Origin of the sequence: Nocardia sp. CA-084685, assembly GCF_050955785.1 — a bacterium.
Lineage (GTDB): Bacteria > Actinomycetota > Actinomycetes > Mycobacteriales > Mycobacteriaceae > Nocardia.
In genome coordinates this window covers 3,373,570-3,396,697 of the sequence record NZ_CP192094.1, presented here as the reverse complement: position 1 = coordinate 3,396,697, position 23,128 = coordinate 3,373,570, and the positions used below count along the sequence as shown (strand labels likewise).

Here is a 23,128-nt window from a genome sequence, read left to right as displayed (position 1 = left end):
GTTATTTCGGTGGCGTCCCGATCGTCTGGACTTGTTTTCCATCCCAATGGAATTGGACCGATGTCACCGTGCCGTCGGGGCAGGCATTGCACCTGCCGGGCGTCTTGTAGATCACACCGACGGTGTCATCGGCCGTGTGTACCGGATCCAGCGAGGTGAACCCGAGACTTTCCCGCGTGCCGGTGCCGACGAATTCGCCCTTGTGGAACAGCAGCACTTGATTCGGTGAACTGCCGGTCGCGCCCTCCACCGTAATGATCACGGCCGATAGTGTGACGCACGGATCGAAGGTGCCCTCGAATCCGGCCGGATCGGTGGACCACGGCACCTTGGTGATCGGATCTACCGGCAGCGTCGCGATCGCTGCACCAATCACCGGCGCGGTCAGATCGATGCCGCATTTCGCCGCAGGCGACGTGGTCGCCACCGTAGTGGTCGGTCCGCCATCGGTTATCCGGCTGCCGTTGTCGCCTGAGCTGCACGCGCTCAGACCAACGAGTCCGACACCGAGGGTGAGCCGTACTAGCCGATGGGTCTGCATCGAGGGAATGCCCCTTCAGGTCGGACGGGTGTCTCGATCGCGCTCCGCACACCATCATCGCATCGTCGAATCCGGCGATCGCCGCGGCCGGGCTCCCACGGGTGGGGTCGCCGCTCGGACGGTGAGTCGATAACGTCGATATCCGTCCGAGTCCTGATGAGGAGATCTGAATGGGTTCAACGATTTTCGCCGTGTTCCTACCGCTGGCCCTGGCGCTGGTGATGTTCGGACTCGGGTTGACCTTGACCGTCGACGATTTCGCCAGGGTGCTGCGGTATCCCAAGGCGGCGGTGGTCGCGCTGGTGTGCCAGATGATCGTGCTGCCCGCGATCTGCCTGGGTCTGGTCTATCTGTTCCGGCTCGAGGGTGCGCTGGCCGTCGGGGTGATGTTGCTCGTCGCCTCGCCGGGCGGGCCGTCGGCGAATCTGTTCAGCCATATCGCCGGTGGCAATGTGGCGCTGAATATCACGCTGACCGCCATCAATTCGATTCTCGCCGTCTTCACCCTGCCGCTGGTGGTCACGCTGTCGTTCACACTGTTCATGGACGACGACGCGGCGATCGGGCTGCGGCCGGATAAGTTCGCCCAGGTGTTCGCGATCGTGCTGGTGCCGGTCGCGGTGGGGATGTGGGTGCATCGCCGGTTCACCGACTGGGCGGATCGGATGCGCAAGAACGTCAAGATCGTCTCGGCGGTGGTGCTGCTGCTTGTCGTGGTGGCGGCGGTGGGGCGCGAGTTCGACACGCTGACCGAGAACATCGGCAAACTCGCCACGCTCAGTCTGCTGCTCTCGACGCTGAGCTTCGTCATCGGGTACACCGTGCCGCGCTTGTTCCGGGTGCAGACCGATCAGGCGATCGCCTCAGCGATGGAGATCGGCATCCACAATGGCGCATTGGCCATCGCGGTTGCCTCCAGCGTGCTGCACAATTCGCAGATGGCGGTGCCGCCCGCGGTCTACGGGGTGCTGATGAATGTTCCGGCCGCCATCGCCGCGTACTTGTTGGCGCGGCAGCTGCGCCTTGCGGATCCCACGCCGGTTCCGGCCGCCACCGGCTAGGGCAACCGAGTGCGTCGATAGGTAGCCTTTGCGTGTTCGACGTCAGGTGAGAGGACCCCAGTTCGCGATGCGACCGCTCGGCACAGACGATCCCACGCGGATCGGGGACTACCGACTACTCGGCCTGCTCGGTGCGGGCGGTATGGGCCGGGTGTACCTCGGGCGCAGCGCGGGTGGGCGCACCGTCGCGGTGAAGGTGATCCGGCCGGATCTGATCGGCAACGAGTTCCGGGAGCGGTTCCGCCGCGAGGTCACCGCGGCGCGGCGAGTCGGCGGGAAGTTCACCGCACCGGTGCTCGATGCGGATGTGGATTCCACGCCGCCGTGGCTGGCGACCGGCTATGTGGCCGGATTCTCGTTGACCGATGCGGTCGAGCAGTTCGGCACCTTCGACGAGAACACGCTGCTGGTGCTCGCGCACGGTCTGGCCGAGGCATTGATCGCCGTGCACGGCGCGGGGATCGTGCATCGCGATCTGAAACCGTCCAATGTGCTGCTGGCAGTGGACGGCCCGAAGGTGATCGACTTCGGCATCGCACGCGCCGCGGAGGACAGTGCGCTGACGACCACCGGAAATGTTATCGGCTCACCGGGATTCATGTGTCCCGAGCAGGTGCTCGGACCGACCATGGGACCCGAGGGTGATGTTTTCGCACTCGGTGGCGTGCTCGTCTACGCGGCGACCGGTCAGGGGCCGTTCGGCTCCGGTGAGACGGTGCAGATGCTGTATCGGGTGGTGTACGAGGAGCCGCGGCTGGCGGCGGTGCCGGACCGGCTGCGGCCGCTCATCGCTTCCTGTCTGAACAAGGATGTGGCGGCGCGACCGACACCGCAGCAGCTACTCGATCAGCTGACCGAACTCGGGGTTCCGGAGCGTGGCGGCTGGCTGCCCGCGCCGGTGCTCGAAGAGGTGAGTCGGCGCGCGGTGGCGCTGCTCGATCTGGAATCCGGCCCTGTCGAAGCGGTCGGCCCGGATCCGTCGCGGTCGGCGCCGACGATTTCGCCATCGACTTCGGGACCGCACGCAGCGCCCCATACGCTGTCGCGGACCGCGGCCGATACGGTGGCTTGGCAGTCCGGAAATACGGCATGGCAATCCAGACCACCCCGGCCGCAAGCTAATTCGACTCATATGTATGCGCCGCCTGCGCAGGATCGGTCGGGGCCACAACCTGCCTACTACCACGCGCAGCCTGCGCCGAAGACTCGGTCGCGCCGGACCGCATTGATCGTCGCGGCCGTGGTGGTCTGTCTCATCGTCGCGGGCGGCGCGTTTCTGATCGGGACGCAGCTGACCGACAAATCCTCCGATTCCGCCGCGACGGTGAGCACTTCAGCGGTGGCTACCTCCGTCGCTCGCACGACCACCTCGACGACGCAGACCTCCGCGACGAGCACCTCGGCGGCGGCAACGGACTCCGTGATACCCGAAGCGTTCGTCGGCAAGTGGACCGGCACCGCAAGGGATGCCCTCGCTGTCTTCGATATCGAGTTGACCATTCAGGACGGGAAAATCGGCGAGGAAGTCGCCGCCTCGGCCAATACCGGCCAGGCATCGCACAGCCGTTGTGAACGCGCCGAACGGCTGACGAATGCGACCGATACCCAGCTCGCCTTCGTTGCCCGGCTCAGCGGCGGTGCGAGCGGGTGCATGGACGAAGGGTCGACATCGAAGGTGATACTGCAGCAGGACGGTTCGCTCACCTACAGCTTCAGCGGCGGCTTCAGCGGTGTGCTCGGCGATGTCACCGGCACGCTGCGCAAGAACTGATGTGCGAGATTCACCGGGCGCGCCTTCCGACCCACTCGACGCCGATCGTCCATCCTGTGGACCGACAACGAGCCGTATCCGCGTGAAAGGAACACTCGAATGCGCGTAGTAGCCGAAGTGCTGGTCGGCCTGGTGGCCCTGCTGCACATCTACATCCTGGTCATGGAGATGTTCCTCTGGACCACGCCGCGGGTACGCGCGTCCTTCGGCAGCACCGCCGAATTCGCCGAGCAGACCAAGGTCTTGGCCGCCAACCAGGGCCTCTACAACGGCTTCCTGGCGGCCGGTCTGATCTGGGGCATTATCGCCTCGGACCCGGTCGGATTCGCCGCGATGATCTTCTTCACCGCATGCGTTGTCGTCGCCGGCATCTACGGTGCGGCGACAGCGAACCGTCGGATCCTGTTCGTCCAAGCGCTGCCCGGTGCGATCGTCCTTGTCGCCGTACTGGTGGCGGGCAGCGACTAACGCTTGCCGAACCGTCGACACCGCCGAATGCTCAATCGGAGGATAGGCATGCGGAGATTCATCGGGATCGTGGTCGCCGTGCTGATGGTCGGCACGGTTAGCGGATGCGGCGGCGATTCCGACTCGGAAGCGCGCGTCGTCATGAGCGCCGCGCCCAGCACACCGTCAGGGGTGCCGGATCTGGCTGCGGGGCAGGATATCGCGCGCGATATCGATGTGCCGTGGGGACTGGCCTTCCTGCCCGATGGTGGTGTGCTGGTCGCGGAACGGGATACCAGCCGGATTCTCCGGGTGGTACCTGGACGTGCGCCCGAGCAGGTGTACGAGGTGCCGGGAGTTGTGGCCCGCGGCGAGGGTGGTCTGCTCGGCCTTGCCGTGGCGGCGGATTATGCCGAAACAGGATACATCTACGCGTATTTCACCGCTTCCGATGACAATCGGATCGTGCGGTTCCGGCTCGACGGACAACCGGAAGTCGTCTTCGACGGTATCGCCAAGGCCGGGGTCCACAATGGCGGACGGATCGCATTCGGACCCGATGGGATGTTGTATGTCGGAACCGGAGATGCGGGGCAGGGCACTAGATCTCAGGATCCGGCGAACCCTAATGGCAAAATCCTTCGACTGACACCCGATGGTGCCGCGGCACCGGGCAATCCGACGCATGGTTCGCCGGTCTACAGTCTGGGACATCGCAATGTGCAAGGTCTGGCCTGGGATCGTTCTGGCAGACTCTTCGCGGCGGAGTTCGGGCAGGACAACTTCGACGAGATCAATCTGATCGAGCCGGGCCGCAACTATGGCTGGCCGATCGTGGAAGGTAAGGGCGGCACGGACCGCGGATTCACTGACCCCCAAGTCATGTGGAAACCCGCGGAGGCATCGCCGTCCGGCATCGCCATCTCCGGCGACACCCTCTATGTGGCGGCGCTGCGCGGGGAACGATTGTGGACGGTTCCGCTGCAGAACGGCACACTGGGCACACCACAGTCCCGGCTGCCCGACCTGGGCCGCCTGCGCACGGTGGCGGTATCCTCGGACGGCGCACTGTGGCTGACCACCTCCAATACGGACGGCCGCGGTGACGTCCGTGCCGGTGATGATCGGATCATCCGCTTCCCGGCGCGCTGAATTCGACTACTTGGCAACCTTGCCGACCGGGCGCAGATCGCGGCGCAGCAGTGCGGTCTCCCTGGCGTGGCTACGGCGGCCGAACACTCGATACAGCAGCCGCACGTGCACCGGAAGCTGTCTCGCGAATTCCGACCACTCACGCTCATCGGCCTCCTCGGCGATATGACCGAGGAAAACCAGCGCTCGCGCCCTCGGCAGAGCAGCCATACCCCGCTTGCCGAGCGCGGCCCACTCCGATCGGGTCAAGGTTTCGGCCACGACCGGCAGTACCGAATCTTCTTCCAGACGAAGATGTTCGGTGAGCAACCCATGTAGTCGGCGTAGGCCCTCGACGAGCAGATCCGCCGTTTCCACATCACCCTGATGTTCCCATTCGGAGAGTTCGGAATCGGCACGCCGCATGCGGGCATCGATTTCTTCGTGCTGGGTCCGCATGAGATCGATCAGTGTCGAATCCAGTTCCGCCGAACGCAGTTTCGGCCATACCAGCTCGTCCTCATCGCAGTGATGGTGATGCAGCGCGGCGAGCATCTCGCGCGCATGCGCACTCACTCGTGTCACCTGTTCGGCATCCAAGGGCGAGGTGGCCTCGACAATGTCTGCCAGCAAACGAAATTCGCGACCGAAGACGCGGTGCACGAGCACCATGTCGTGGGTATCACAGCCCGGCGCCTCGGCCGCCCGACGGCTCATAACACCTGCTCCAGCGCAGCTCGAAGCTCCCCGATAGTCATTTAGTTCCTCCCGTGACTAAATGCACTCCTGTGCGATAAGTGCAACTCAGTATAGTTTTGGCCGACCCTCGGTCAATGACATCGCCGCCGCCGCGGACGCATCCAGACGCACCGTCTACCTGTATTTCCCACAGTTTCTCCTCGACGACACCATGAGCCTGTTCAGCGCCAATACCGATGAGGCGCTGACGAATTTCCAGTCCGACGACTCGCGCGTACGCGTCGGCGAATTGGCGCGGGCGATGGGTGCGCGATCACCGAGCTACTCCCGATGGGGCGGCTGGCGAAGCTCACCGTCGATCCCGCGCAGGACGCACCGCGGCACGGGCATCGTCGGGTGCGTTGGGTCGAATGGGCGCTCGGACCACTGCGTGACCGCATGTCCCAGCGACAGTTCGACGATCTCGTGTCGGTATTGCTCTCGTGGTGGGCTATCGTGCTGATCGATGTATGCGGACTCGAACCAGACGTGGCCGTCGACGTATGTGCCCGCACCGCAATGGCTCTCGTGTATGCCGCGCTACCGCTCGATCGTAGACTCATAGACCGCACTCGGCCATTCAGCCGCCGGAATGCGATGTCCCAAGCGCCAGACGGCCCGCGTCAGTGGGACCCCTGGACGGTACGCCAGATGGGTGACCGAGGGTGCGTCGAGCACCTGGAGATCGGCGCGTGCACCGACCTCGATGACCCCGACATCGTTGCGGCGCAATGCTTTCGCGCCCGCGGCGGTGGCCGCGTAGACTGCTTCGGCGATCGAGAGCCCCATTTGGAGTACGGCCGTTGCCACGCAGTAGGCCATCGACGTGGTGTAGGAGCTGCCCGGATTGGCATTGGTGGCCAGGGCGACGGTCACACCCGCGTCGAGCAGCGCACGGGCGGGAGCGAGTGGCTGTCGGGTGGACAAATCGCAGGCGGGCAGGACGGTGGCGACGGTGTCCGAGGCGGCGAGGGCCTCGATATCGGCTTCGGTGAGGTAGGTGCAGTGATCGACGCTTGCCGCGCCGTGCCGGACCGCCAGTTGCACGCCGGGGCCAGTGCCCAATTGGTTGCCGTGCACACGTAAACCGAGTCCGCGTGCGGCGGCGGCCCGCAGGACGCGATCGGACTGAGCCTCGTCGAAAGCGCCTGTCTCGCAGAAGACATCGGTCCAGCGCACATGTGGTGCGACCGCGTCGAGCATATCGCCGCAGACCAAGTCCACGTAGCTTTCGGCGTCGGCACCGGGCGGGACCAAGTGGGCGCCGAGAAAGGTCACCTCGTCGGCGATGGCGGCGGCGATGCGGGCCGAGCGCGTCTCGTCGGGCACGCTGAGGCCGTAGCCGGTCTTGGTCTCCAGGCAGGTCGTGCCCTGGCGGTAGGCCTCGGTGACGTGGCGGTGCAGGTTGGTCGAAAGCTGTTCGTCCGAGGCGCCTCTGGTGGCGGCGACCGTTGTCGCGATACCACCGGCACGGTAAGGCTGACCGGCCATCCTGGCCTCGAATTCGGCGGTGCGATCACCGGCGAAGACCAGATGGGTGTGGCTGTCGACCCAACCCGGCAGCGCGGCGCGGCCGCCGATGTCGACACGATCATCGGCGGCGGGTGCGGAGTTCGCCGCGCCGATCCAGGCGAAGCGTTCACCATCGAGCACCACCGCGGCATCGTGCAGCGGGCCGTCAGACGCGTTGGTCGTCAGCTCGCCGATTCCAGTGATGAGGGTCGACACGGTGCCCTTTCTGTCGGTGAGGATTCTGCTCGTTTCGTCATCGCCAGCTGTCACGGCGGGCATAAAGCCCGAATCTCTTCTCGTAGAATCATTTCGGGGTCCTGCACCAGTAAATGGCGGCCATCGGAGACCACCGGCCGCCCGGCGATCATCACCTCGCGGATGTCGGCGGCCGAGGCGGCGAACAATGCGGCCGCGGGTTCGGTGCCAGCGGTCCGGATCGAGTCGAGATCTACGGTGACCAGATCGGCAGCCGCACCCGCTTCGATGCGACCCACTTCGGGCCAGCCGATCGATGCGTGATCGGTTGCCGCACTGAACAACTCCGCTATTTCGAATCGACCGCGGGTGTGGGATGCGAGTCGTTCGTTCAACTCCAGTGCACGCCACTCTTCGAAGCCGTCCACGATCGCGTGACTGTCGGTGCCCAAGCACAGCCGAACTCCGGCATCGAGAAGTTGGCGGGCGGGGCCGATGCCATCGCCGAGATCGCGTTCGGTGGTCGGGCAGAAGCACGCTCGCGACCGCGCGGCGGCCAGCATCCGGATATCGGCGGTGCTCATATGTGTGGCATGCACGGCTACCGTATCCGGCCCGAGCAACCCGTTTTCGGCCAACAACGCCGTCGGCGTAAGCCCGTGTGTGGCAAGGCAATCACGATTCTCGGCTGGTTGTTCCGAGAGGTGGACGTGGACAGGGCGACCGTCGGCCTGTGCGGCGACCACCGCCAGTGCCTGCGGCGGTACCGCGCGCACCGAATGTGCGGCCACACCGGTGCGCACCCACTCCGACTCCGGCTTGAACGCGGCGGCGCGCTCGGCCCAGGCCGCCGCATCACCGTCACTGAAGCGCCGCTGATGTTCGTCGGGATCTCGACCGAATCCGCCACTGAGATAACAGGTATCGAGCAGGGTGAGCCGAATCCCGGCGTCCTGCGCCGCCGCGGCCAGGGCCGTACTCATCGCATTCGGATCGGCATAGGCCGCCCCGCCGGGCGCGTGATGCAGGTAGTGGAATTCGCCGACGCTGGTGTATCCGGCCAAGACCATCTCCGCGTAGACCCCGCGTGCGAGCCGGTAGTAGGAGTCGGGTGCCAGCCGATCGGCGACCGCGTACATTCGTTCTCGCCACGTCCAGAACGAGCCCCGGCCATGGTGGGTGCGCCCGCGCAAGGCGCGATGGAAAGCATGTGAGTGCGCATTCGCCAACCCGGGAATGGTCAAGCCGCGCAATATATTTCCGTTCGGCTCGGTTCCCCGGGCGATCGCGCGGATCGTCGATCCGGTGATATCGATCGTCACCCGTTCGGCCAGTCCGTCAGGCAGCCAAGCGTATTCGGCCCAATAGGCGCTCATCGGAGCGAACCTACCGTCAGTCGGCAGCGACTCGAATCAGCGCTTCGGCGTGACCCATCGCTGAGCAGAACTCCGCACCGCACGCAGCGCTGCGCGCTCATTTCGCCAAGTCCTCGAGCACGCGAGCCAGGCTCTCCGCACCGAAATCCACGTCCGCGGGTTCCGAATACTCCTGCGGCGCATGGCTGATGCCAGTTGGATTGCGCACATAGAGCATGCCGGACGGCACATGGGCCGCCAGGATGCCCGCATCGTGCCCCGCGCCGGTCGGTAGGGCGGGCACACCGCCGAGCACTGCGTCCATTCGGGCGCGCAGTGGCTCACTGAAAACGACATCGCCCGAATAGGATTCCTCGGTGACGGTGACCTCGCAGCCTTCGGCGGCCGCGGCCTCGAGTGCGAATCCCGCGATGTCCTCGACCAGTGCGGCGGTGCGTCCGTCTCCGGCGACGCGCGCATCCAGCCACAGATCCACGGTCGACGCAATGACATTCGTGCCGCCCGGCGTTGGTATCAGCTTGCCGATGGTCGCCCTGGCGTCGTCGGTGGCCGCGGCAACCCGGCGAGCGGCCGCGATCACGGTGGCCGCGGGCAGCATCGGATCGTGCCGGTCGGGCATGCGGGTCGCACCCGCATGGTTGCCCTGGCCGGTGAAGGAGAACCGGTAGCGTCCGTGCGCGATGATGCTGCTGCCGGTGGCGATCGGGCTGTCCAGGTCGATCAGCCCGCGTCCCTGTTCGACATGCAATTCGACGAAGCAGCCGACACCGGCGAGCGCTTCGGGATCCGCGCCGAACCGATCCGGGTCCTGCCCCGCTTTGGCCGCGGCCTCGGCGAAGGTGATCCCGGCGGCATCGCGCAGTCCGCGAGCCCGGTCGGCGTCGATGGCACCGGTCAGCAGTCTGGACCCCAGACAGGGCACTCCGAAACGCCCACCCTCCTCCTCCGCGAACACCAACAGCGCCAGTGGCTTCGCCGGTGTGAAACCCCTGGCGCGCAAGATATCCACGGCAGCGAGCGCGCTCGTCACTCCGAGCGGGCCGTCGAACGCGCCCCCACCGGGCACCGAGTCCAGATGACTCCCCGTGACCACGGCACCGGAACCCGGAGTTCCCCACCACGCCCAGATGTTGCCGTTGCCGTCGGTCGTGACATCCAGACCGCGCCGGGCCGCCTGCTCGATGAACCAATCCCGCAATTCCAGTTCGGCACGATCGAAGGCGTGCCGGGAGTATCCGCCGCGCCGTACATCCCGGCCCACATCCGCGATGTCGGCGAGCAGTCCGTTCGCTGTCACTTGTTCTCCTGCATGGGGATGCGCACGCCGCGCTCGTCGGCGACCGCACTGGCCCGCTCGTACCCGGCATCCACATGCCGAATGACGCCCATACCGGGGTCATTGGTGAGCACGCGCTCGATCTTCTGCCCGGCCAACGCGGTTCCATCGGCGACACAGACCTGACCGGCGTGAATGGACCGGCCCATGCCCACCCCACCGCCGTGGTGAATCGAAACCCAGCTCGCGCCCGAAGCGGTGTTGACCAGCGCATTGAGCAGCGGCCAGTCGGCAATGGCATCGGAACCATCGGCCATGGACTCGGTTTCGCGATAGGGCGAGGCGACACTGCCGGAGTCGAGGTGGTCGCGGCCGATCACCACCGGGGCCTGCAACTCGCCGTTGGCGACCATTTCGTTGAAGCGGAGTCCGGCCAAGTGCCGCTCACCGTAGCCGAGCCAGCAAATGCGGGCCGGAAGCCCTTGGAAGGCAACGCGTTCCCCCGCCATGGTGATCCAGCGGCGCAGAGATTCGTTCTCCGGGAACAGTTCCAGCATGGCGCGGTCGGTCGCGGCGATATCCGCCGGGTCACCGGACAGCGCGGCCCAGCGGAACGGCCCCTTGCCCTCGCAGAACAGCGGCCGGATATAGGCGGGCACGAAACCCGGGAAGTCGAACGCCCGCTCGCAGCCACCGAGTTTCGCCTCCCCGCGCAGCGAATTGCCATAGTCGAAGACCTCCGCACCGCGGTCGAGGAACCCGAGCATCGCGTCGACGTGTTCGGCCATGGATTCGCGGGACCGGTCGGTGAATTCGTCGGGCTTCTTCGCCGCGTAATCGGCCCAGTCCTCGACTGCGACACCGCGCGGCAGATACGCGAGGGGATCGTGCGCCGAGGTCTGGTCGGTGACGATATCGATCTCGACACCCGCCGCCAGCAGCTTCGGCAGCACCTCGGACGCATTTCCGATCAGACCGACCGACAGTGCCTTTCGCTCCTTTCGTGCCTTCGAGACTCGGCGCACCGCATCATCGAAATCGGTGGCGATCTCGTCGAGATAGCGGTCGTGTACCCGCCGCTCGGCACGTGCCGGATCGCATTCGACGACCAGCGCCACCCCGCCGTTCATGGTGACCGCCAGTGGCTGCGCGCCGCCCATGCCACCCAATCCCGCCGTGAGCGTGAGGGTTCCGGCGAGTGTGCCACCGAAACGCTTATCCGCGACCGCGGCGAAGGTCTCGTAGGTGCCCTGCAGAATGCCCTGGGTGCCGATGTAGATCCACGAGCCCGCGGTCATCTGCCCGTACATGGTGAGACCGAGCGATTCCAGTCTGCGGAACTCCGGCCAGGTCGCCCAGTCCCCCACCAGATTCGAATTGGCGATCAATACCCGCGGCGCCCATTCGTGCGTCCGGAACACGCCCACGGGCTTTCCCGACTGGACCAGCAGGGTCTCATCCGCCTCGAGCGTGGTGATGGTGCGGGTGATCGCATCGAAGCTGGCCCAGTTCCGCGCCGCCTTACCGGTGCCGCCGTAGACCACCAGGTCCTGCGGGCGCTCGGCCACGTCGGGATCGAGATTGTTCTGCAGCATCCGGAGGGCACCCTCGGTCTGCCAGTTCTTGGCCGTCAGTTGCGTGCCACGCGCCGCGCGCACTGTCCGTGTCATCGGATTGCCTCCATATCAACGAGATTCCGGTCCGCTCCGCAGGTGGCTGTTGCATAGCTACTGGGGACCACGCATGAGGTTGAGCCCGATCCGCCATGCGGAAACCGGAATGCTTCGGGAGTTGGCACGGGAGGGAACTCACTTTCCTGAGGTATCGAGGTGGGGTGTGACCGCGGCCAGCAGTTCGCCGGAACGGACCAGTTCCGTCGCGGTGGCGATTTCCGGGGCGAGGTGTCGGTCCGGTCCCGGGCCGTCGACCTCGGTGCGGAGCAAGGCAAGTGCCGCCGCCGTGGCCGGGCCAGGACGCAATGGCGCACGCAAATCCAATGCCCGTGCGGCCGTGAGGTATTCGATGGCCAGTACGGTGGCCAGGCCGTCGACGGCCCTGCGCAATTTGCGCGCGGCCGACCAGCCCATCGACACATGGTCTTCCTGCATCGCACTGCTCGGAATCGAATCCACCGAGGCGGGCATCGCGAGGCGTTTGAGCTCGCTGACGATTCCCGCCTGGGTGTACTGGGCGATCATGTGACCGGAATCGACACCGGGATCGGCCGCCAGAAAGGCCGGAAGGCCGTGCGAACGTGCGACATCCAGCATCCGATCGGTGCGCCGCTCGGCCATGCTCGCGACATCGGCGACCGGAATGGCCAGGAAGTCCAGGACATACGCCACCGGAGCACCGTGGAAATTGCCATTGGATTCCAGCCGGCCATCGGCGAGTACGACGGGATTGTCGATGGCCGAGGCCATTTCTCGCTCGGCCACCAATTCCGCGTGCGCGAGGGTGTCGCGGGCGGCACCGTGCACCTGCGGTGCGCAGCGCAACGAGTACGCGTCCTGCACCCGGTTGCACTCCGGACCCCGGTGGCTGGCAACGATTTCCGAGCCCGCTAGCGCAGCGGCCATCCGCCGCGCTGACAGTGCTTGGCCCGGATGTGGACGCAACGCCTGCAGATCATCGGCGAAGACCCGATCGGTGCCGAGCAGCGCCTCCACACTCATGGCGGCGGTGATATCGGCGACGTCGAATAGTTGGCGCAGATCACTGATCGCGAGCGCCAGCATGCCGAGCATGCCATCGGTGCCGTTGGTGAGCGCGAGCCCTTCCTTCTCGCCGAGAACTACCGGGGTGATTCCCTTGGCGTGCAACGCTTCTGCGGCCGCGATAACCGTGCCGGAAGTGTCGCGGACCTCACCTTCCCCCATCAGGGCCAAAGCGACGGCGGCCAATGGCGCGAGATCGCCGGAACAGCCGAGCGAGCCGAACTCGTGCACCACCGGTGTAATGCCCGCATTGATCAACGCGGCTAAGGTGCGAGCCGTCTCCGGTCGCACCCCGGTATGTCCCGTGGCCAAGGTGCGCAACCGCAACAGCATCATGGCGCGCACCACGTCGGTCTCGACCGCCGCACCCGCGCCTGCGGCATGCGAGCGGATCAGCGACCGCTGCAGCGCGGCCCGACTCTCCGGCGGAATGTGTCGGGTAGCCAGGGCGCCGAAGCCGGTGGAGACGCCGTAGGTCGGGACCGTGCCCGCGGCCAGCGCGTCGACGTGCTGGCGCGCATGGGTCAGCCGCTTCTCGGCGGCTTCGCTGAATCGCACCTCGGCACCGGCGCGGGCAACGGCGACGATGCGTTCGACGCTCAGCGGCCCGTCCAGCTCCACGGGCGGTAACTGCGTGGTATCCGGCATAGCCCCATTCCACCGCCGCGCGGGCGGATGGAGAATGAGGCTGAGCCAGGTTCCGTCTGGTATCCGAGACAATCCGAGGAAGCGCCATGGGAACGAGCAGCGACATTCCGGCACTGCGGCGCGGCCTGGCCGTGCTGCAGTTGATGGCGACCCGGGCCGGGCCGGTCTCCGCGTCCACCGTCGCGCGTGAGCTGGACATCCCCCGCTCCACCACCTATCACCTGCTCGCGGAGTTGGAGCAGGCCCGCTTCGTCACCCGGCTGCCCGCCGAACGCCGCTACGGCCTCGGTATCGCCGCCTTCGAATTGGGTTCGGCCTATCTACGCCACGATCCGCTGGAGCGGGTGGCCGGACCGTTGCTGCGCGAGCTGGCCGGACGGGTCGGACACAACGCGCACCTCGGAGTTCTGCACGGCAATGAACTGCTGTATCTGATCAAGGAACGCCCGGCGCGGCCCGAAACTCTGGTGACCGATGTCGGCGTCCGGTTGCCCGCGCAGTTGACCGCATCGGGTCGGGCGATCCTGGCGCATCTGCCCGCCGCCCATGTGCGCGCACTGTTCCCATCGGCCGCGGCCTTCGTACGTCGCACGGACCGCGGGCCGACCAGCCTCGCCGCGCTGCGCACCATTCTGGCCGCCGAGCGGCGGCGCGGCTGGGCGAGCGAGGACGGACATGTCACCGCCGGATTCGCCTCGGTCGCCTATCCAGCATTCGATCACGACCATCGCCCGATCGCGGCGATCAGCGTGACGCTGCGGCACCATTGCGAACAGATCCCCTGCGTGGCCGATTGGTCCGGCCTCGCTGCCCAGGTGCGGTCGACCGCTGACGAGCTCACCCGCCGCATCGGTGGGCGGGTGAGCTGAGGACGCAAATAGGCAGCAATCGACACGAATTTCCAGGTCTTCGGACTCCATATCCGACACACCGACCGACTGCGCGGTTTCCAGCAATCTGACAGTTACGCTGGGAGATCACCGATCCGGGCAATGCCCGCCAGGTGACGCATGACCAACAGTGCCGGATGGGGACAGGAGCTCGATGCGAACACCGATGCGCCGCCGCACCCTGGTTGGACTCGCGTTCATCGCGACCGCGCTACTGCTGCCCGGCATCACCATGCCGACCGCGCACGCCACCATCGCACCATTCGGCCGGGAGTTCCTCTGGGGCGTCGCGTCATCGGGCTTCCAATCCGAAGGCCATGCGCCGGATAGCAATTGGACCCGCTACATCGAGTCCGGCGAGGCCGGGGACGACTACGAGAACTCGGTCGATTTCTACAAGCGCTACATCTCCGATATCAACCTCGCCGCAAGTCTCGGGGTCCGGGTGTATCGGATCGGCATCGAATGGGCGCGGGTCCAGCCGCAAGCCGATACATGGAACGAGGCGGCATTCGGCTTCTACGACAACGTGATAGCGCGCATCCTCGCGGCCGGAATGCGGCCGATGCTCACCCTGGATCACTGGGTGTACCCCGGATGGGCTGCCGATCGGGGCGGCTGGCGCAACCCGGGCATGGTCGAGGATTGGCTGGCGAACATGCGAAAGGTGGTGAACCGCTACGCCTCTCGCGACCCGCTGTGGGTCACCTTCAACGAGCCCGCCGCCTACATCGGCACCGAACTGCGCATCGGCGCGATCACGCCGGACGAGGCGCCCGCCGTCTTGGACCGAATCGCACAGGCGCACAACGCAATCTACGACACCATCCATCAGAACCGACCCGACGCGCAGGTCACCAGCAACCTCGGCTATGTCGCGGGCGCCGAGACCGAGGTGAACCAGCCGATCGTGGACCGGATTGCCGATAAGCTCGATTTCATCGGCGTCGACTACTATTTCGCGCCACTGCCGGAAACGAACAAAGCGGTACAGGGCGGTTCGAACGAAGGTCCGGCGATCTGGGAACTCCCTATTCACACCGAGGGCATCTACTACGCATTGCGTCATTACGCACAGTTGTTTCCCGATCGCCCACTGTATGTCGTGGAGAACGGCATGCCCACCGAGGACGCCAAGCCACGCGCCGACGGCTACACCCGCGCCGACCACCTCCGCGACACCGTCTACTGGCTGCAGCGCGCCAAGGCCGACGGCATGAATGTCGTCGGCTACAACTACTGGAGCCTGACCGACAATTACGAATGGGGCAGCTACACACCGCGTTTCGGCCTTTACACCGTCGACGTTCGCACCGACCCCACCCTGGCCCGCACCCCCACCGACGCCGTCGACGCCTACCGGGCCATCATCCGGTCCGGCGGCGTCCCCACCACCTATCATCCAACCCGCCCACCCGCCGAATGCGGCTTGGTCGACCCACCCGACAGCTGCGACGAAACCGTCGCCGTTCCCTAGCCGAATGTCCGAGGTTTCCTCCCGGCTCCGCTACACCCGGACCACACGGAGCCGAATCCTTGATCTGCAGATCTAGTTCCCGCGACAGCACGCGGTTCGGATTCACCCGAGCCGAATCCGACCGAGTGATTCAGTCTGCCCTCGGGGATTCCGCGATCGACGTGACAGCGTCACTATTCGTCCGATGTCGTTCGGGCCGGTAGCGCGGTGTCACGAGCGGCGTACGCAAGACTCGCCGCCGCTGCGATCAGGGCGGCGGGGACGACGAAACCCCAGTGGGCGCTTATGGAATAGAGTGCGACACCTGCGGCGGCACCGGCGACAACCGCGGCGATTCTGGCGACGGCGAGCGGGTCGGCACGGCGATTCGCGGCAAGGTCGCTGACCAGACTGGTGAACGTGCTCGTCATATAGGTGGTCGGTGATCCGCGATCAATAACCAGGACTGCGGCGGACTGGACGCCCATGGCCAGGGCTGCTACAGCCAGCAGGATGATGCGAATGGCACCGACCGCATCGGCGAACACAGCGACAACGGCGACGACGACCACCAATGCCGCCTCACCCGCGAGGCAGTGCCGGATACGTGCGGTGCGCCGTCTCATCGGCGGCATTGCGCGACACCAGCGCGCGGCCCCGGCAACACCGACGAGGTAGGCAACGAGGACCGTCAACGGCGGTGTCAGCTCGATCCCGGATAACCCGGCGGCCGCACCGAGCAGCACCAGATTTCCGGTCAGGATGCTGGCGAATACCTTGCCGAGTTCGGTGAAAACCAGGGCGTCGGTCGCGCCAGCACCGGCGGATAGCAGCACCAGAACCACCGGCCCGACCGGTAGCCAGCGTGGCAGGTCATGCTTGATCGGCATGACCGCGACGGTATCGGTCGGGCTTCGGCATTCTGCGGTCGGCTATTTCTTATCGACGGTCAGCTGTCCGGCCGCGCCCCAGCTGTCGGCGGGCGTCTCGTGAATCCACACCTGGACGGTCTCGGCCGGAATCTGGTAGGCATCGACGAAGGCGTCGGTGATTCGGCGGACCAGATCCCGCTTCAGTTCGACGGTGCGCGGACCCTGCTGGACGGTGACGATTAAGTTGGCGCTGCCCCGACCGCCGGAAGTGGTCGCTCCCCATCGATGGGTAGAGGCTGCCAGTCTTGGGAATGCAGCTCGTGAGCGGCCGAGCGTCGCGATGTACCGTTTTCCTCGCCATGTCGGATGCCCTTGCTGTGCAGCGGAATCAGTCGTGTGTCGTTCGCCTCTGCGCAATCGACAGCAGCACACGACCATAGCGCAGCAACAATACAACTTTGGTTACATTGCCGTTGAAGCGAGGGAAATGATCGCAGTAAAAATACTTGCGTGGGGCTTGGTTGCGGGATTTGTCCACACGCTGGTGATGATGGTTGTATACGGAAATCCGCGGGTGGCACGGATACATGCCGGTCAAGGCTGGTCGAGCGTTGGCGATGATACTCGACGGCGGAGGCCGCACTATTTCAAGCTTAATTTTTGGGGTACTCAAATCGAGGCGTATGTGATGACCATCGGATATGTCTGGTTACATCCTCTACTGCCATTGAACGGAATGATCGGGGCGATGTTGCTGGCCGTGCTCTTTGCGGCGTTGCGGGTCTGCGCTCCGGTCTGGGCGCAATGGATGGAGGGTACCTACTCCAACAGCTACCTTATCGTAGAGATTTTCGCGGGGGGTGCTCGGTAGCATCGTCATTGCGTGCGTGCTCTATGTCCTCACGTGAGGACTACTGCGGATCGATCTATGCCGCCCTGGCGGGTCGGCCGGGAATCCGCCTAATCGAGAAGTGCGAGCCGTTCGGTGAGGTCAACGGCTAGGATCGGGCCGACGCCGCAGGTCTGCGAGACCGCTGCGACGACGCGACTATTCGGCCCATCCGGACAGTGCCCGGCGTTGCCAGAACCGCTGTTCGACGGATTTGACATACGTGGAAGGTTCGACTGCGGGTGACGTTTGCTCGAGTTCTCCGTCGTCGGTGACGTAGTAGGTCTCATCGATGCGCTGACGCTTGAGCGCGGAGATGTACACAATCCAGCCCACGATCCAGCCCACGCTGAAGCGCTCGGCCACCAATCTTCCCGGTGAACCTGCGTTCGTATCGAAATTACGGCTGAGTAGGTGCTTGCGGACCTTCGCAATCGCCTGCGCCTCCAGCATGGGTTCAACTCCATCGTCAGGAGAATTATCTACTCCGACAGTTGGACCTTCCGTGGGGTTCGGCTCCTCGATGCGACCGGGTTCTGCGTCGAGCTCGTTCTTTTCACCACTATCAGTGGTAACCGCCTCTGCAAGCGCCCTGACTCGACCATGTGTAACTCGTGGATCTTCTATTGAGACGCGACTTCTGTCGGCAGGGGAACCCGTATTATCATTGTCGCTGGATGGCGATTCCGGATTCGACGACCGACCGAATGGGTAGGCGACAACAGGAGTTTTCCTCAGATCGATAATTTGGTGATCACCAGAGGTGTATAGCCAGTTTTGAGGTCCACCATTCATACTAGCTTCCTCTTCGTCGCATATCGGCAGCAGCGGCTCGTGATCGGGCTTCAAGCGTAAGCCCGTGCCAGCTCGAGGTTGTTCCTGCTGTTGGTGGTGCCGTCCGGCGGTCGCGCCCGCATTTCGGCTCTGGGTGGCGGTGACGGCCCGAGCGAGACCATCCCGCCACGAGATGGGGCACGGCGTGAGGGTTACCGAAGTCTCGCGGGCCGCGGAAGTCGCTGCAAACGAATGCACGGTCACCTCCTCCTCGAGGCACGCGAATGTCAGTCATGGCAGGTGATCTGTCAAGTATCGCGCCGCGCCGTTAGCAGCCGCTCAGCCGCGCGCCCGAAGTGCAGTTCCTCGGCCACGGTGACGAAATAGCGCAATTGGCGCAGCTCCATGGGGCAGGCTCCTCGGGATAGCGGTCCTTGTCGATTGACACTGCACGCTAGCTCGGCGACCGGCAACTTCGGGACAGACAGAACAAATCGGCGGGCGCTCGGTTCGAGCGCCCGCCGATTTGGGTGTCGGGGTTACTTCGGTGCCGTAAAGGGCTGATTGATGGTGGTGAAGTACTGGATTGCGGCGGCGATGGCGACCGGGGCCGTGACGAAAATCTGTCCGGCGAGGGTGCCTAGCGCGCCAACGGCGATGATGCCGCCGATGCAGCCGATTGCCGCGGCCGGGATGAATGGGCCGAAGAGTCCGACAATGGTGGCTGCGGCGACGGTCGCGCCCGCGATACCGCCGAGGACACAGCCGACAGCGCCGCCGCCGAGGCCGCCGACCAGGGTGCCGACGGTGGCGCCCATGCTGATGGTACTGGTCAGGCGGTTCCAGGCTGCTTGCTCACGGTCGTAGTCGGACTTCCACGGGGCCTTGTCCTCGAACGGCAGCGCGACCGGCTTGTACACGGCATGGGCCATATCGAACTGCGGAGTGAGCGTCGCACTGTGATCCTGGATATCCGCTGCGATCGGGAAGACGAAATCGTCCACCCGGAACGACAGGTCGGTGCCCGCAACGGTGGTTCCGTCGACGGCCTTGATCTTGAAGACACCCTTCTCGTCGACCAGCGAACCGACATCGGTCTTGATAATGGTCGAGGACGGGGTCGTGGTAGCCGTGTAGTTCACGACGCCGTTGTCGGTTTCGGGAGCGGCATTCACGGTCCCGGCCGTGACACCGACCGCCGCGATCACCAGCGCCGAGGTCGCGGCGAATTTCCTCATCAACATGCTTTGGTTCCTAACGGGGTGGACTTCGGAAGCAGCCCCATTAAAGCCGCAGCACGCCAAGGGTGCGTGATCAAATTGTTATCATTTGCCCATCAATTGCCACTGAGTCATGCTCGGATCGATCATGATGAGATCTACATCACATCAACACCCCGCTTGGCGTTGACACCAACCGATGGCAACCTCGTGCGGGAAATCGGAACGCCGCAATCGGATTCCATCATGCGCAAACCGAATCCTCCACCAAAAACCGCCGTGACACCATCCAGCTTCAATCACTCCACGCGGGACGGTAATGCGTAATACGCATGAAACAATTCCAAATGTGATTCCGCCCACATTGGCGACCCGCTCGCAGTCAGCGCGTTTCGAGAACCGCCATTGCGGCATTGTGGCCAGGGATACCGCTGACGCCGCCGCCCCGAATCGCGCCCGCACCGCAGATGAAGACGTTGGGGACGTCCGTAGCCACACCCCAGCGAGCCGCCGGAGTGTCGGCGTCCTCGCCGCGATAAGGGAACGCCAGGTCGCGGTGGAAGATATGCCCGCCGGGAAGACCGACCTCACGTTCCAGATCTACCGGCGACTTGGCCTCGATACAGGGGGCACCGTCCTCGTCGAGCGCGAGGCAATCGACCAGTGGTTCGGCGAGTACCGCATCCAGTTGGGCGAGCGCGGCCTTCACGGCCATCGCCTTCGCCGCCTCTGGATCGGACTCGAAAAGTCTTGCCGGAGTGTGTAATCCGAACAAGGTGAGGGTGTGCAGATCGGAATCGGTCGCGAGTATCGACGGATCGGTCAGGGTGTGACAGTAGATCTCCGATGGTGGCACCGAAGGAATCCGCCCGGCGCACGCTTCGCGATATGCATGCTCCAATTGCGAATACGACTCGGCTATATGGAAGGTTCCGGCAAACGCCTCGCGTGGATCTGTCGAAACATCGCGCAGCCGAGGTAACCGGCGCAGCACCATATTCACCTTCAATTGGGAGCCTTCGGGTTTCGACTCCCCCGGTATTCCGAGCAACTGCGTGAGCTCATGCGGTGCCGCATTGACAAGCACATGCCGGGCACCGACCACACCGTCCGCATAGCGCACTTCGGCTGTGAAGTCGTCGGATTCGATCTCGGCCACGGCACATCCGGTGATCAGCTCCGCACCGGCCGCGCGAGCGGCGTCGGCGAGTGCGTCGGTGAGCGCGCCCATCCCGCCGATCGGCACATCCCAGTCGCCGGTGCCACCACCGATCACGTGGTAGAGCAAGCACCGGTTCTGCCGCAGTTCAGGATCGTGCGCATGGGTGAAGGTCCCGATGAGCGCATCGGTGAGAACGACCCCGCGCACTGTGTCGTCGGAAAAGGTGGACTCGACCGTCTCCCCCAGCGGCCGCTCGAACAGTGCCGCCCAGGTCGCGGGATCATCGACAACTCGCTCGAGCTCCGAGCGCGTCGGCAATGGTTGCGTCAACGTAGGAAACACCCGCTGCGCGAGCCGCCCGGTCGCGCCGTAGAACTCCTGCCACGCCCGGAAATCTCGCTCCGATCCGGTGAGCCGTACGAAGCTTTCCCTGGTCCTGGCCTCGGAACCGGTATCGACCAGCAGTCCATCGTCCCCGACCGGCGTATACGACGAGATCCGCCGACGCCGCGTTGTGAACCGTAGCCCCAGATCCTCGATGATCCGACGCGGCAGCAGACTGACCAGATACGAATACCGCGACAACCGCGCGTCGACACCCGCGAACACCCGCTCCGAAACCGCGGCCCCACCGGTGTGCTCTCGGCGCTCCAGCACCAGCACCGAACGCCCGGCTCGCGCCAGGTATGCGGCGGCCACCAGCCCATTGTGACCACCACCGACCACCACCACGTCATAGGAGGAGCGCATCGGTCGCATCCGTCCTGCCTACCACGGAATGCGCGATTGCCGAGAGATTACGGCCCGGTTTCCATATTTCCCTGCGATTGACCAGCACTCACTTCACACTTAGCTTCTGGCAAACGCCGTATGAGGGCTGCGTTTTCACCTGGGAGCGATCATGACCGAAGCCACCACACCATCCGATGACGAACGGCGCCTCGCCGAACTCGGCTACAAACAGGAATTGGCCAGATCCTGGTCCGGATTCTCCAACTTCGCCATCAGCTTCACCATCGTCTCCATCCTTACCGGCGGGTTGGCCAGTTATGGCATCGGTCTGGCCAACGGCGGCCCGATCACCATGGCGTGGGGCTGGCCGCTGGTCTCGGTCATGGTGTTGTTCGTCGGCCTCGCGATGGCCGAATTGGCGTCGGCCTACCCGACTTCCGGCGGTCTGTACTGGTGGGCGTCGGAATTGGGCGGCCCGGTCTGGGGCTGGTTCACCGGGTGGTTCAATCTGATCGGCCAGATCGCGGTGACCGCGGCCATCGACTACGGCGCCGCCATCTTCACCACCGCGGTACTCAATGTGATCGGTATCAATATCGGAACCGACCGCACCGCAATCTTTTTGGTATTCACCGCGATTCTGGTCCTGCACGCCGTACTCAATGCGATCGGCCCGCATCTGTCCGCGGTGATCAACAATATTTCGGCCTGGTGGCATGTCGGTGGCGTGGCGATCTTCGTCGTCGTCCTCGGTTTCGGGGCGAGCCACCATCAGAGCGTCGGCTTCGTCTTCACCGAAACCGTCGACAACAGCGCGGTCGGCTTCGGCGGCGTGGCATTCAGCTTCCTGCTCGGATTGCTGCACGCGCAGTACACGTTCACCGGCTACGACGCATCCGCGCATATGTCGGAGGAAACACACGACGCGGCGCGCACCGCGGCGAAGGGCATCATCAATACCATCGTCGTCTCGGCCGTCGCCGGATACCTGCTCATCATGGCAGTGACCTTCGCCATCCCGAATCTCGACGATGCGCTGGATCCGACGAAGAACAGCGGCTATCCGGTGATCTATATCCTGGAGAACTCGCTGAATTCGTTCTGGTCCGGTCTGCTACTGATCATCGCCGCGATCGCGCAGCTGTTCTGCGGCTACGCCTCGGTCACCTCGGCCTCGCGCATGCTGTTCGCCTTCTCCCGTGACGGTGCGGTGCCGGGATCGGCCTACTGGTCGCGACTTTCGGTACGCAAGGTGCCGGTGCACGCGGTGCTGTTCATCTCGTTCTTCTCGTTCGTCCTGCTGATCCCCTCGATGCTGGTGCCCGCGGAGAACGCACCGACCGCGTATGCGGCAGCCACTTCCGTCGCCACCATCGGCCTCTACATCGCCTACGGCATCCCGATCCTCTTGCGTCAACTACATGGCAGCCGATTCCATACCGGCCCTTGGCAACTCGGCGCCTGGTACCGACCTATCGGCATTATCGCGCTGATCTGGACCGCGTTGATCAGCCTGCTGTTCATCCTGCCGACCGATGACCGCGGCTATCCTTGGAACAGCGAATTCACTTGGAACACCGTCAATTACGCACCGATCACCCTGGTCGGCGTGGTCGGCGCGATCGGCATCTGGTGGCTCGTATCAGCCAAACACTGGTTCACCGGACCCAGGCGAACGGTCGCCGAGAGCGGCGAGTCCGAGGCGCCGGTACAGGCCTGA

Annotated in this window: 20 protein-coding genes and 1 pseudogene; 8 read left to right on the top strand and 13 right to left on the bottom strand. The window is 64.8% G+C overall.

Translation table 11 applies throughout. The features are described 5' to 3' along the window. Window position 1: 1 nt before the first annotated feature. Entirely contained in the window at window positions 2–541 is a 540-nt protein-coding gene (locus tag ACQP2U_RS15600) for an LppP/LprE family lipoprotein (RefSeq protein ID WP_433715311.1), read from the bottom strand. Window positions 542–711: 170 nt separating this feature from the next. On the opposite strand from ACQP2U_RS15600, the gene ACQP2U_RS15595 reads away from it, so the two are divergent. From ACQP2U_RS15595 to ACQP2U_RS15580, 4 genes are all read left to right on the top strand, one after another. Then, entirely contained in the window at window positions 712–1,602 is an 891-nt protein-coding gene (locus ACQP2U_RS15595; RefSeq protein WP_433715310.1) for a bile acid:sodium symporter family protein, read from the top strand. 67 nt (window positions 1,603–1,669) lie between these two features. Further along, complete coding sequence (locus tag ACQP2U_RS15590; protein ID WP_433715309.1) at window positions 1,670–3,373, top strand: protein kinase domain-containing protein; 1,704 nt, start codon at window positions 1,670–1,672, stop codon at window positions 3,371–3,373. Between the two features lie 99 nt (window positions 3,374–3,472). After that, complete coding sequence (locus ACQP2U_RS15585) at window positions 3,473–3,841, top strand: DUF1304 domain-containing protein (RefSeq protein WP_433715308.1); 369 nt, start codon at window positions 3,473–3,475, stop codon at window positions 3,839–3,841. A gap of 48 nt (window positions 3,842–3,889) precedes the next feature. After that, complete coding sequence (locus tag ACQP2U_RS15580; RefSeq protein ID WP_433715307.1) at window positions 3,890–4,972, top strand: PQQ-dependent sugar dehydrogenase; 1,083 nt, start codon at window positions 3,890–3,892, stop codon at window positions 4,970–4,972. Window positions 4,973–4,978: 6 nt separating this feature from the next. Here the strand turns inward: ACQP2U_RS15580 and ACQP2U_RS15575 are convergent, their stop codons facing one another. The 6 genes from ACQP2U_RS15575 to hutH all read right to left on the bottom strand — a co-directional run bounded on the left by ACQP2U_RS15575 (window position 4,979) and on the right by hutH (window position 13,413). Then, window positions 4,979–5,668: a hemerythrin domain-containing protein gene (locus ACQP2U_RS15575; protein WP_433715306.1), complete on the bottom strand. Its 690-nt coding sequence runs from the start codon at window positions 5,666–5,668 to the stop codon at window positions 4,979–4,981. Between the two features lie 561 nt (window positions 5,669–6,229). Further along, on the bottom strand, window positions 6,230–7,417 hold the full coding sequence (hutI, locus tag ACQP2U_RS15570) for an imidazolonepropionase (RefSeq protein WP_433716477.1): 1,188 nt from the start codon (window positions 7,415–7,417) through the stop codon (window positions 6,230–6,232). Between the two features lie 50 nt (window positions 7,418–7,467). Then, complete coding sequence (locus tag ACQP2U_RS15565) at window positions 7,468–8,772, bottom strand: formimidoylglutamate deiminase (RefSeq protein WP_433715305.1); 1,305 nt, start codon at window positions 8,770–8,772, stop codon at window positions 7,468–7,470. A gap of 97 nt (window positions 8,773–8,869) precedes the next feature. After that, window positions 8,870–10,069 (bottom strand): allantoate amidohydrolase, encoded by a 1,200-nt coding sequence (locus ACQP2U_RS15560; RefSeq protein WP_433715304.1) that lies wholly within the window; start codon window positions 10,067–10,069, stop codon window positions 8,870–8,872. Then, window positions 10,066–11,718 carry a urocanate hydratase gene (hutU, locus tag ACQP2U_RS15555; RefSeq protein WP_397040855.1) on the bottom strand — a complete coding sequence of 551 codons (1,653 nt, stop codon included), beginning with the start codon at window positions 11,716–11,718 and terminating at the stop codon, window positions 10,066–10,068. The genes ACQP2U_RS15560 and hutU overlap by 4 nt, the downstream gene beginning before the upstream one ends. A gap of 138 nt (window positions 11,719–11,856) precedes the next feature. Beyond that, window positions 11,857–13,413 carry a histidine ammonia-lyase gene (gene hutH / locus ACQP2U_RS15550; RefSeq protein WP_433715303.1) on the bottom strand — a complete coding sequence of 519 codons (1,557 nt, stop codon included), beginning with the start codon at window positions 13,411–13,413 and terminating at the stop codon, window positions 11,857–11,859. Window positions 13,414–13,499: 86 nt separating this feature from the next. Between hutH and ACQP2U_RS15545 the strand changes: the two genes are divergently transcribed. Both ACQP2U_RS15545 and ACQP2U_RS15540 read left to right on the top strand, forming a co-directional pair. Continuing rightward, a complete protein-coding gene (locus ACQP2U_RS15545; protein WP_433715302.1) occupies window positions 13,500–14,282 on the top strand; it encodes an IclR family transcriptional regulator in 783 nt (260 codons plus the stop codon). Window positions 14,283–14,457: 175 nt separating this feature from the next. Beyond that, on the top strand, window positions 14,458–15,780 hold the full coding sequence (locus ACQP2U_RS15540) for a family 1 glycosylhydrolase (protein ID WP_433715301.1): 1,323 nt from the start codon (window positions 14,458–14,460) through the stop codon (window positions 15,778–15,780). 173 nt (window positions 15,781–15,953) lie between these two features. Here the strand turns inward: ACQP2U_RS15540 and ACQP2U_RS15535 are convergent, their stop codons facing one another. Beyond that, the gene (locus tag ACQP2U_RS15535) at window positions 15,954–16,649 is read right to left on the bottom strand and encodes a DUF1275 family protein (protein ID WP_433715300.1); all 696 of its coding nucleotides are present in this window, start codon (window positions 16,647–16,649) and stop codon (window positions 15,954–15,956) included. Window positions 16,650–16,691: 42 nt separating this feature from the next. Continuing rightward, the gene (locus ACQP2U_RS15530; RefSeq protein ID WP_433716476.1) at window positions 16,692–16,835 is read right to left on the bottom strand and encodes a tautomerase family protein; all 144 of its coding nucleotides are present in this window, start codon (window positions 16,833–16,835) and stop codon (window positions 16,692–16,694) included. A 28-nt stretch (window positions 16,836–16,863) separates the two neighbouring features. Between ACQP2U_RS15530 and ACQP2U_RS15525 the strand changes: the two genes are divergently transcribed. Then, entirely contained in the window at window positions 16,864–17,502 is a 639-nt protein-coding gene (locus ACQP2U_RS15525) for a hypothetical protein (RefSeq protein ID WP_433716827.1), read from the top strand. Window positions 17,503–17,679: 177 nt separating this feature from the next. On the opposite strand, the gene ACQP2U_RS15520 is transcribed toward ACQP2U_RS15525, so the two are convergent. From ACQP2U_RS15520 to ACQP2U_RS15505, 4 genes and pseudogenes are all read right to left on the bottom strand, one after another. After that, complete coding sequence (locus ACQP2U_RS15520; RefSeq protein WP_433715299.1) at window positions 17,680–18,315, bottom strand: hypothetical protein; 636 nt, start codon at window positions 18,313–18,315, stop codon at window positions 17,680–17,682. 302 nt (window positions 18,316–18,617) lie between these two features. Beyond that, window positions 18,618–18,701, bottom strand: a pseudogene (locus ACQP2U_RS15515) (LysR family transcriptional regulator); the annotation flags it as partial. Window positions 18,702–18,833: 132 nt separating this feature from the next. Further along, on the bottom strand, window positions 18,834–19,538 hold the full coding sequence (locus tag ACQP2U_RS15510; RefSeq protein ID WP_433715298.1) for a hypothetical protein: 705 nt from the start codon (window positions 19,536–19,538) through the stop codon (window positions 18,834–18,836). A gap of 358 nt (window positions 19,539–19,896) precedes the next feature. After that, window positions 19,897–21,426, bottom strand: a complete 1,530-nt coding sequence (locus ACQP2U_RS15505) for a phytoene desaturase family protein (RefSeq protein ID WP_433716475.1) — start codon at window positions 21,424–21,426, stop codon at window positions 19,897–19,899. A 151-nt stretch (window positions 21,427–21,577) separates the two neighbouring features. Between ACQP2U_RS15505 and ACQP2U_RS15500 the strand changes: the two genes are divergently transcribed. After that, window positions 21,578–23,128, top strand: coding sequence for an amino acid permease (locus ACQP2U_RS15500; protein WP_433715297.1), 1,551 nt, complete (start codon window positions 21,578–21,580; stop codon window positions 23,126–23,128).

Coding starts and splice junctions, on each gene's coding strand:
- ACQP2U_RS15600 (WP_433715311.1), bottom strand. CDS start 541: ATGCAGACCCATCGGCTAGTACGGCTCACCCTCGGTGTCGGACTCGTT.
- ACQP2U_RS15595 (WP_433715310.1), top strand. CDS start 712: ATGGGTTCAACGATTTTCGCCGTGTTCCTACCGCTGGCCCTGGCGCTG.
- ACQP2U_RS15590 (WP_433715309.1), top strand. CDS start 1,670: ATGCGACCGCTCGGCACAGACGATCCCACGCGGATCGGGGACTACCGA.
- ACQP2U_RS15585 (WP_433715308.1), top strand. CDS start 3,473: ATGCGCGTAGTAGCCGAAGTGCTGGTCGGCCTGGTGGCCCTGCTGCAC.
- ACQP2U_RS15580 (WP_433715307.1), top strand. CDS start 3,890: ATGCGGAGATTCATCGGGATCGTGGTCGCCGTGCTGATGGTCGGCACG.
- ACQP2U_RS15575 (WP_433715306.1), bottom strand. CDS start 5,668: ATGAGCCGTCGGGCGGCCGAGGCGCCGGGCTGTGATACCCACGACATG.
- ACQP2U_RS15565 (WP_433715305.1), bottom strand. CDS start 8,772: ATGAGCGCCTATTGGGCCGAATACGCTTGGCTGCCTGACGGACTGGCC.
- hutU (WP_397040855.1), bottom strand. CDS start 11,718: ATGACACGGACAGTGCGCGCGGCGCGTGGCACGCAACTGACGGCCAAG.
- hutH (WP_433715303.1), bottom strand. CDS start 13,413: ATGCCGGATACCACGCAGTTACCGCCCGTGGAGCTGGACGGGCCGCTG.
- ACQP2U_RS15545 (WP_433715302.1), top strand. CDS start 13,500: ATGGGAACGAGCAGCGACATTCCGGCACTGCGGCGCGGCCTGGCCGTG.
- ACQP2U_RS15540 (WP_433715301.1), top strand. CDS start 14,458: ATGCGAACACCGATGCGCCGCCGCACCCTGGTTGGACTCGCGTTCATC.
- ACQP2U_RS15535 (WP_433715300.1), bottom strand. CDS start 16,649: ATGCCGATCAAGCATGACCTGCCACGCTGGCTACCGGTCGGGCCGGTG.
- ACQP2U_RS15520 (WP_433715299.1), bottom strand. CDS start 18,315: ATGAATGGTGGACCTCAAAACTGGCTATACACCTCTGGTGATCACCAA.
- ACQP2U_RS15510 (WP_433715298.1), bottom strand. CDS start 19,538: ATGTTGATGAGGAAATTCGCCGCGACCTCGGCGCTGGTGATCGCGGCG.
- ACQP2U_RS15505 (WP_433716475.1), bottom strand. CDS start 21,426: ATGCGCTCCTCCTATGACGTGGTGGTGGTCGGTGGTGGTCACAATGGG.
- ACQP2U_RS15500 (WP_433715297.1), top strand. CDS start 21,578: ATGACCGAAGCCACCACACCATCCGATGACGAACGGCGCCTCGCCGAA.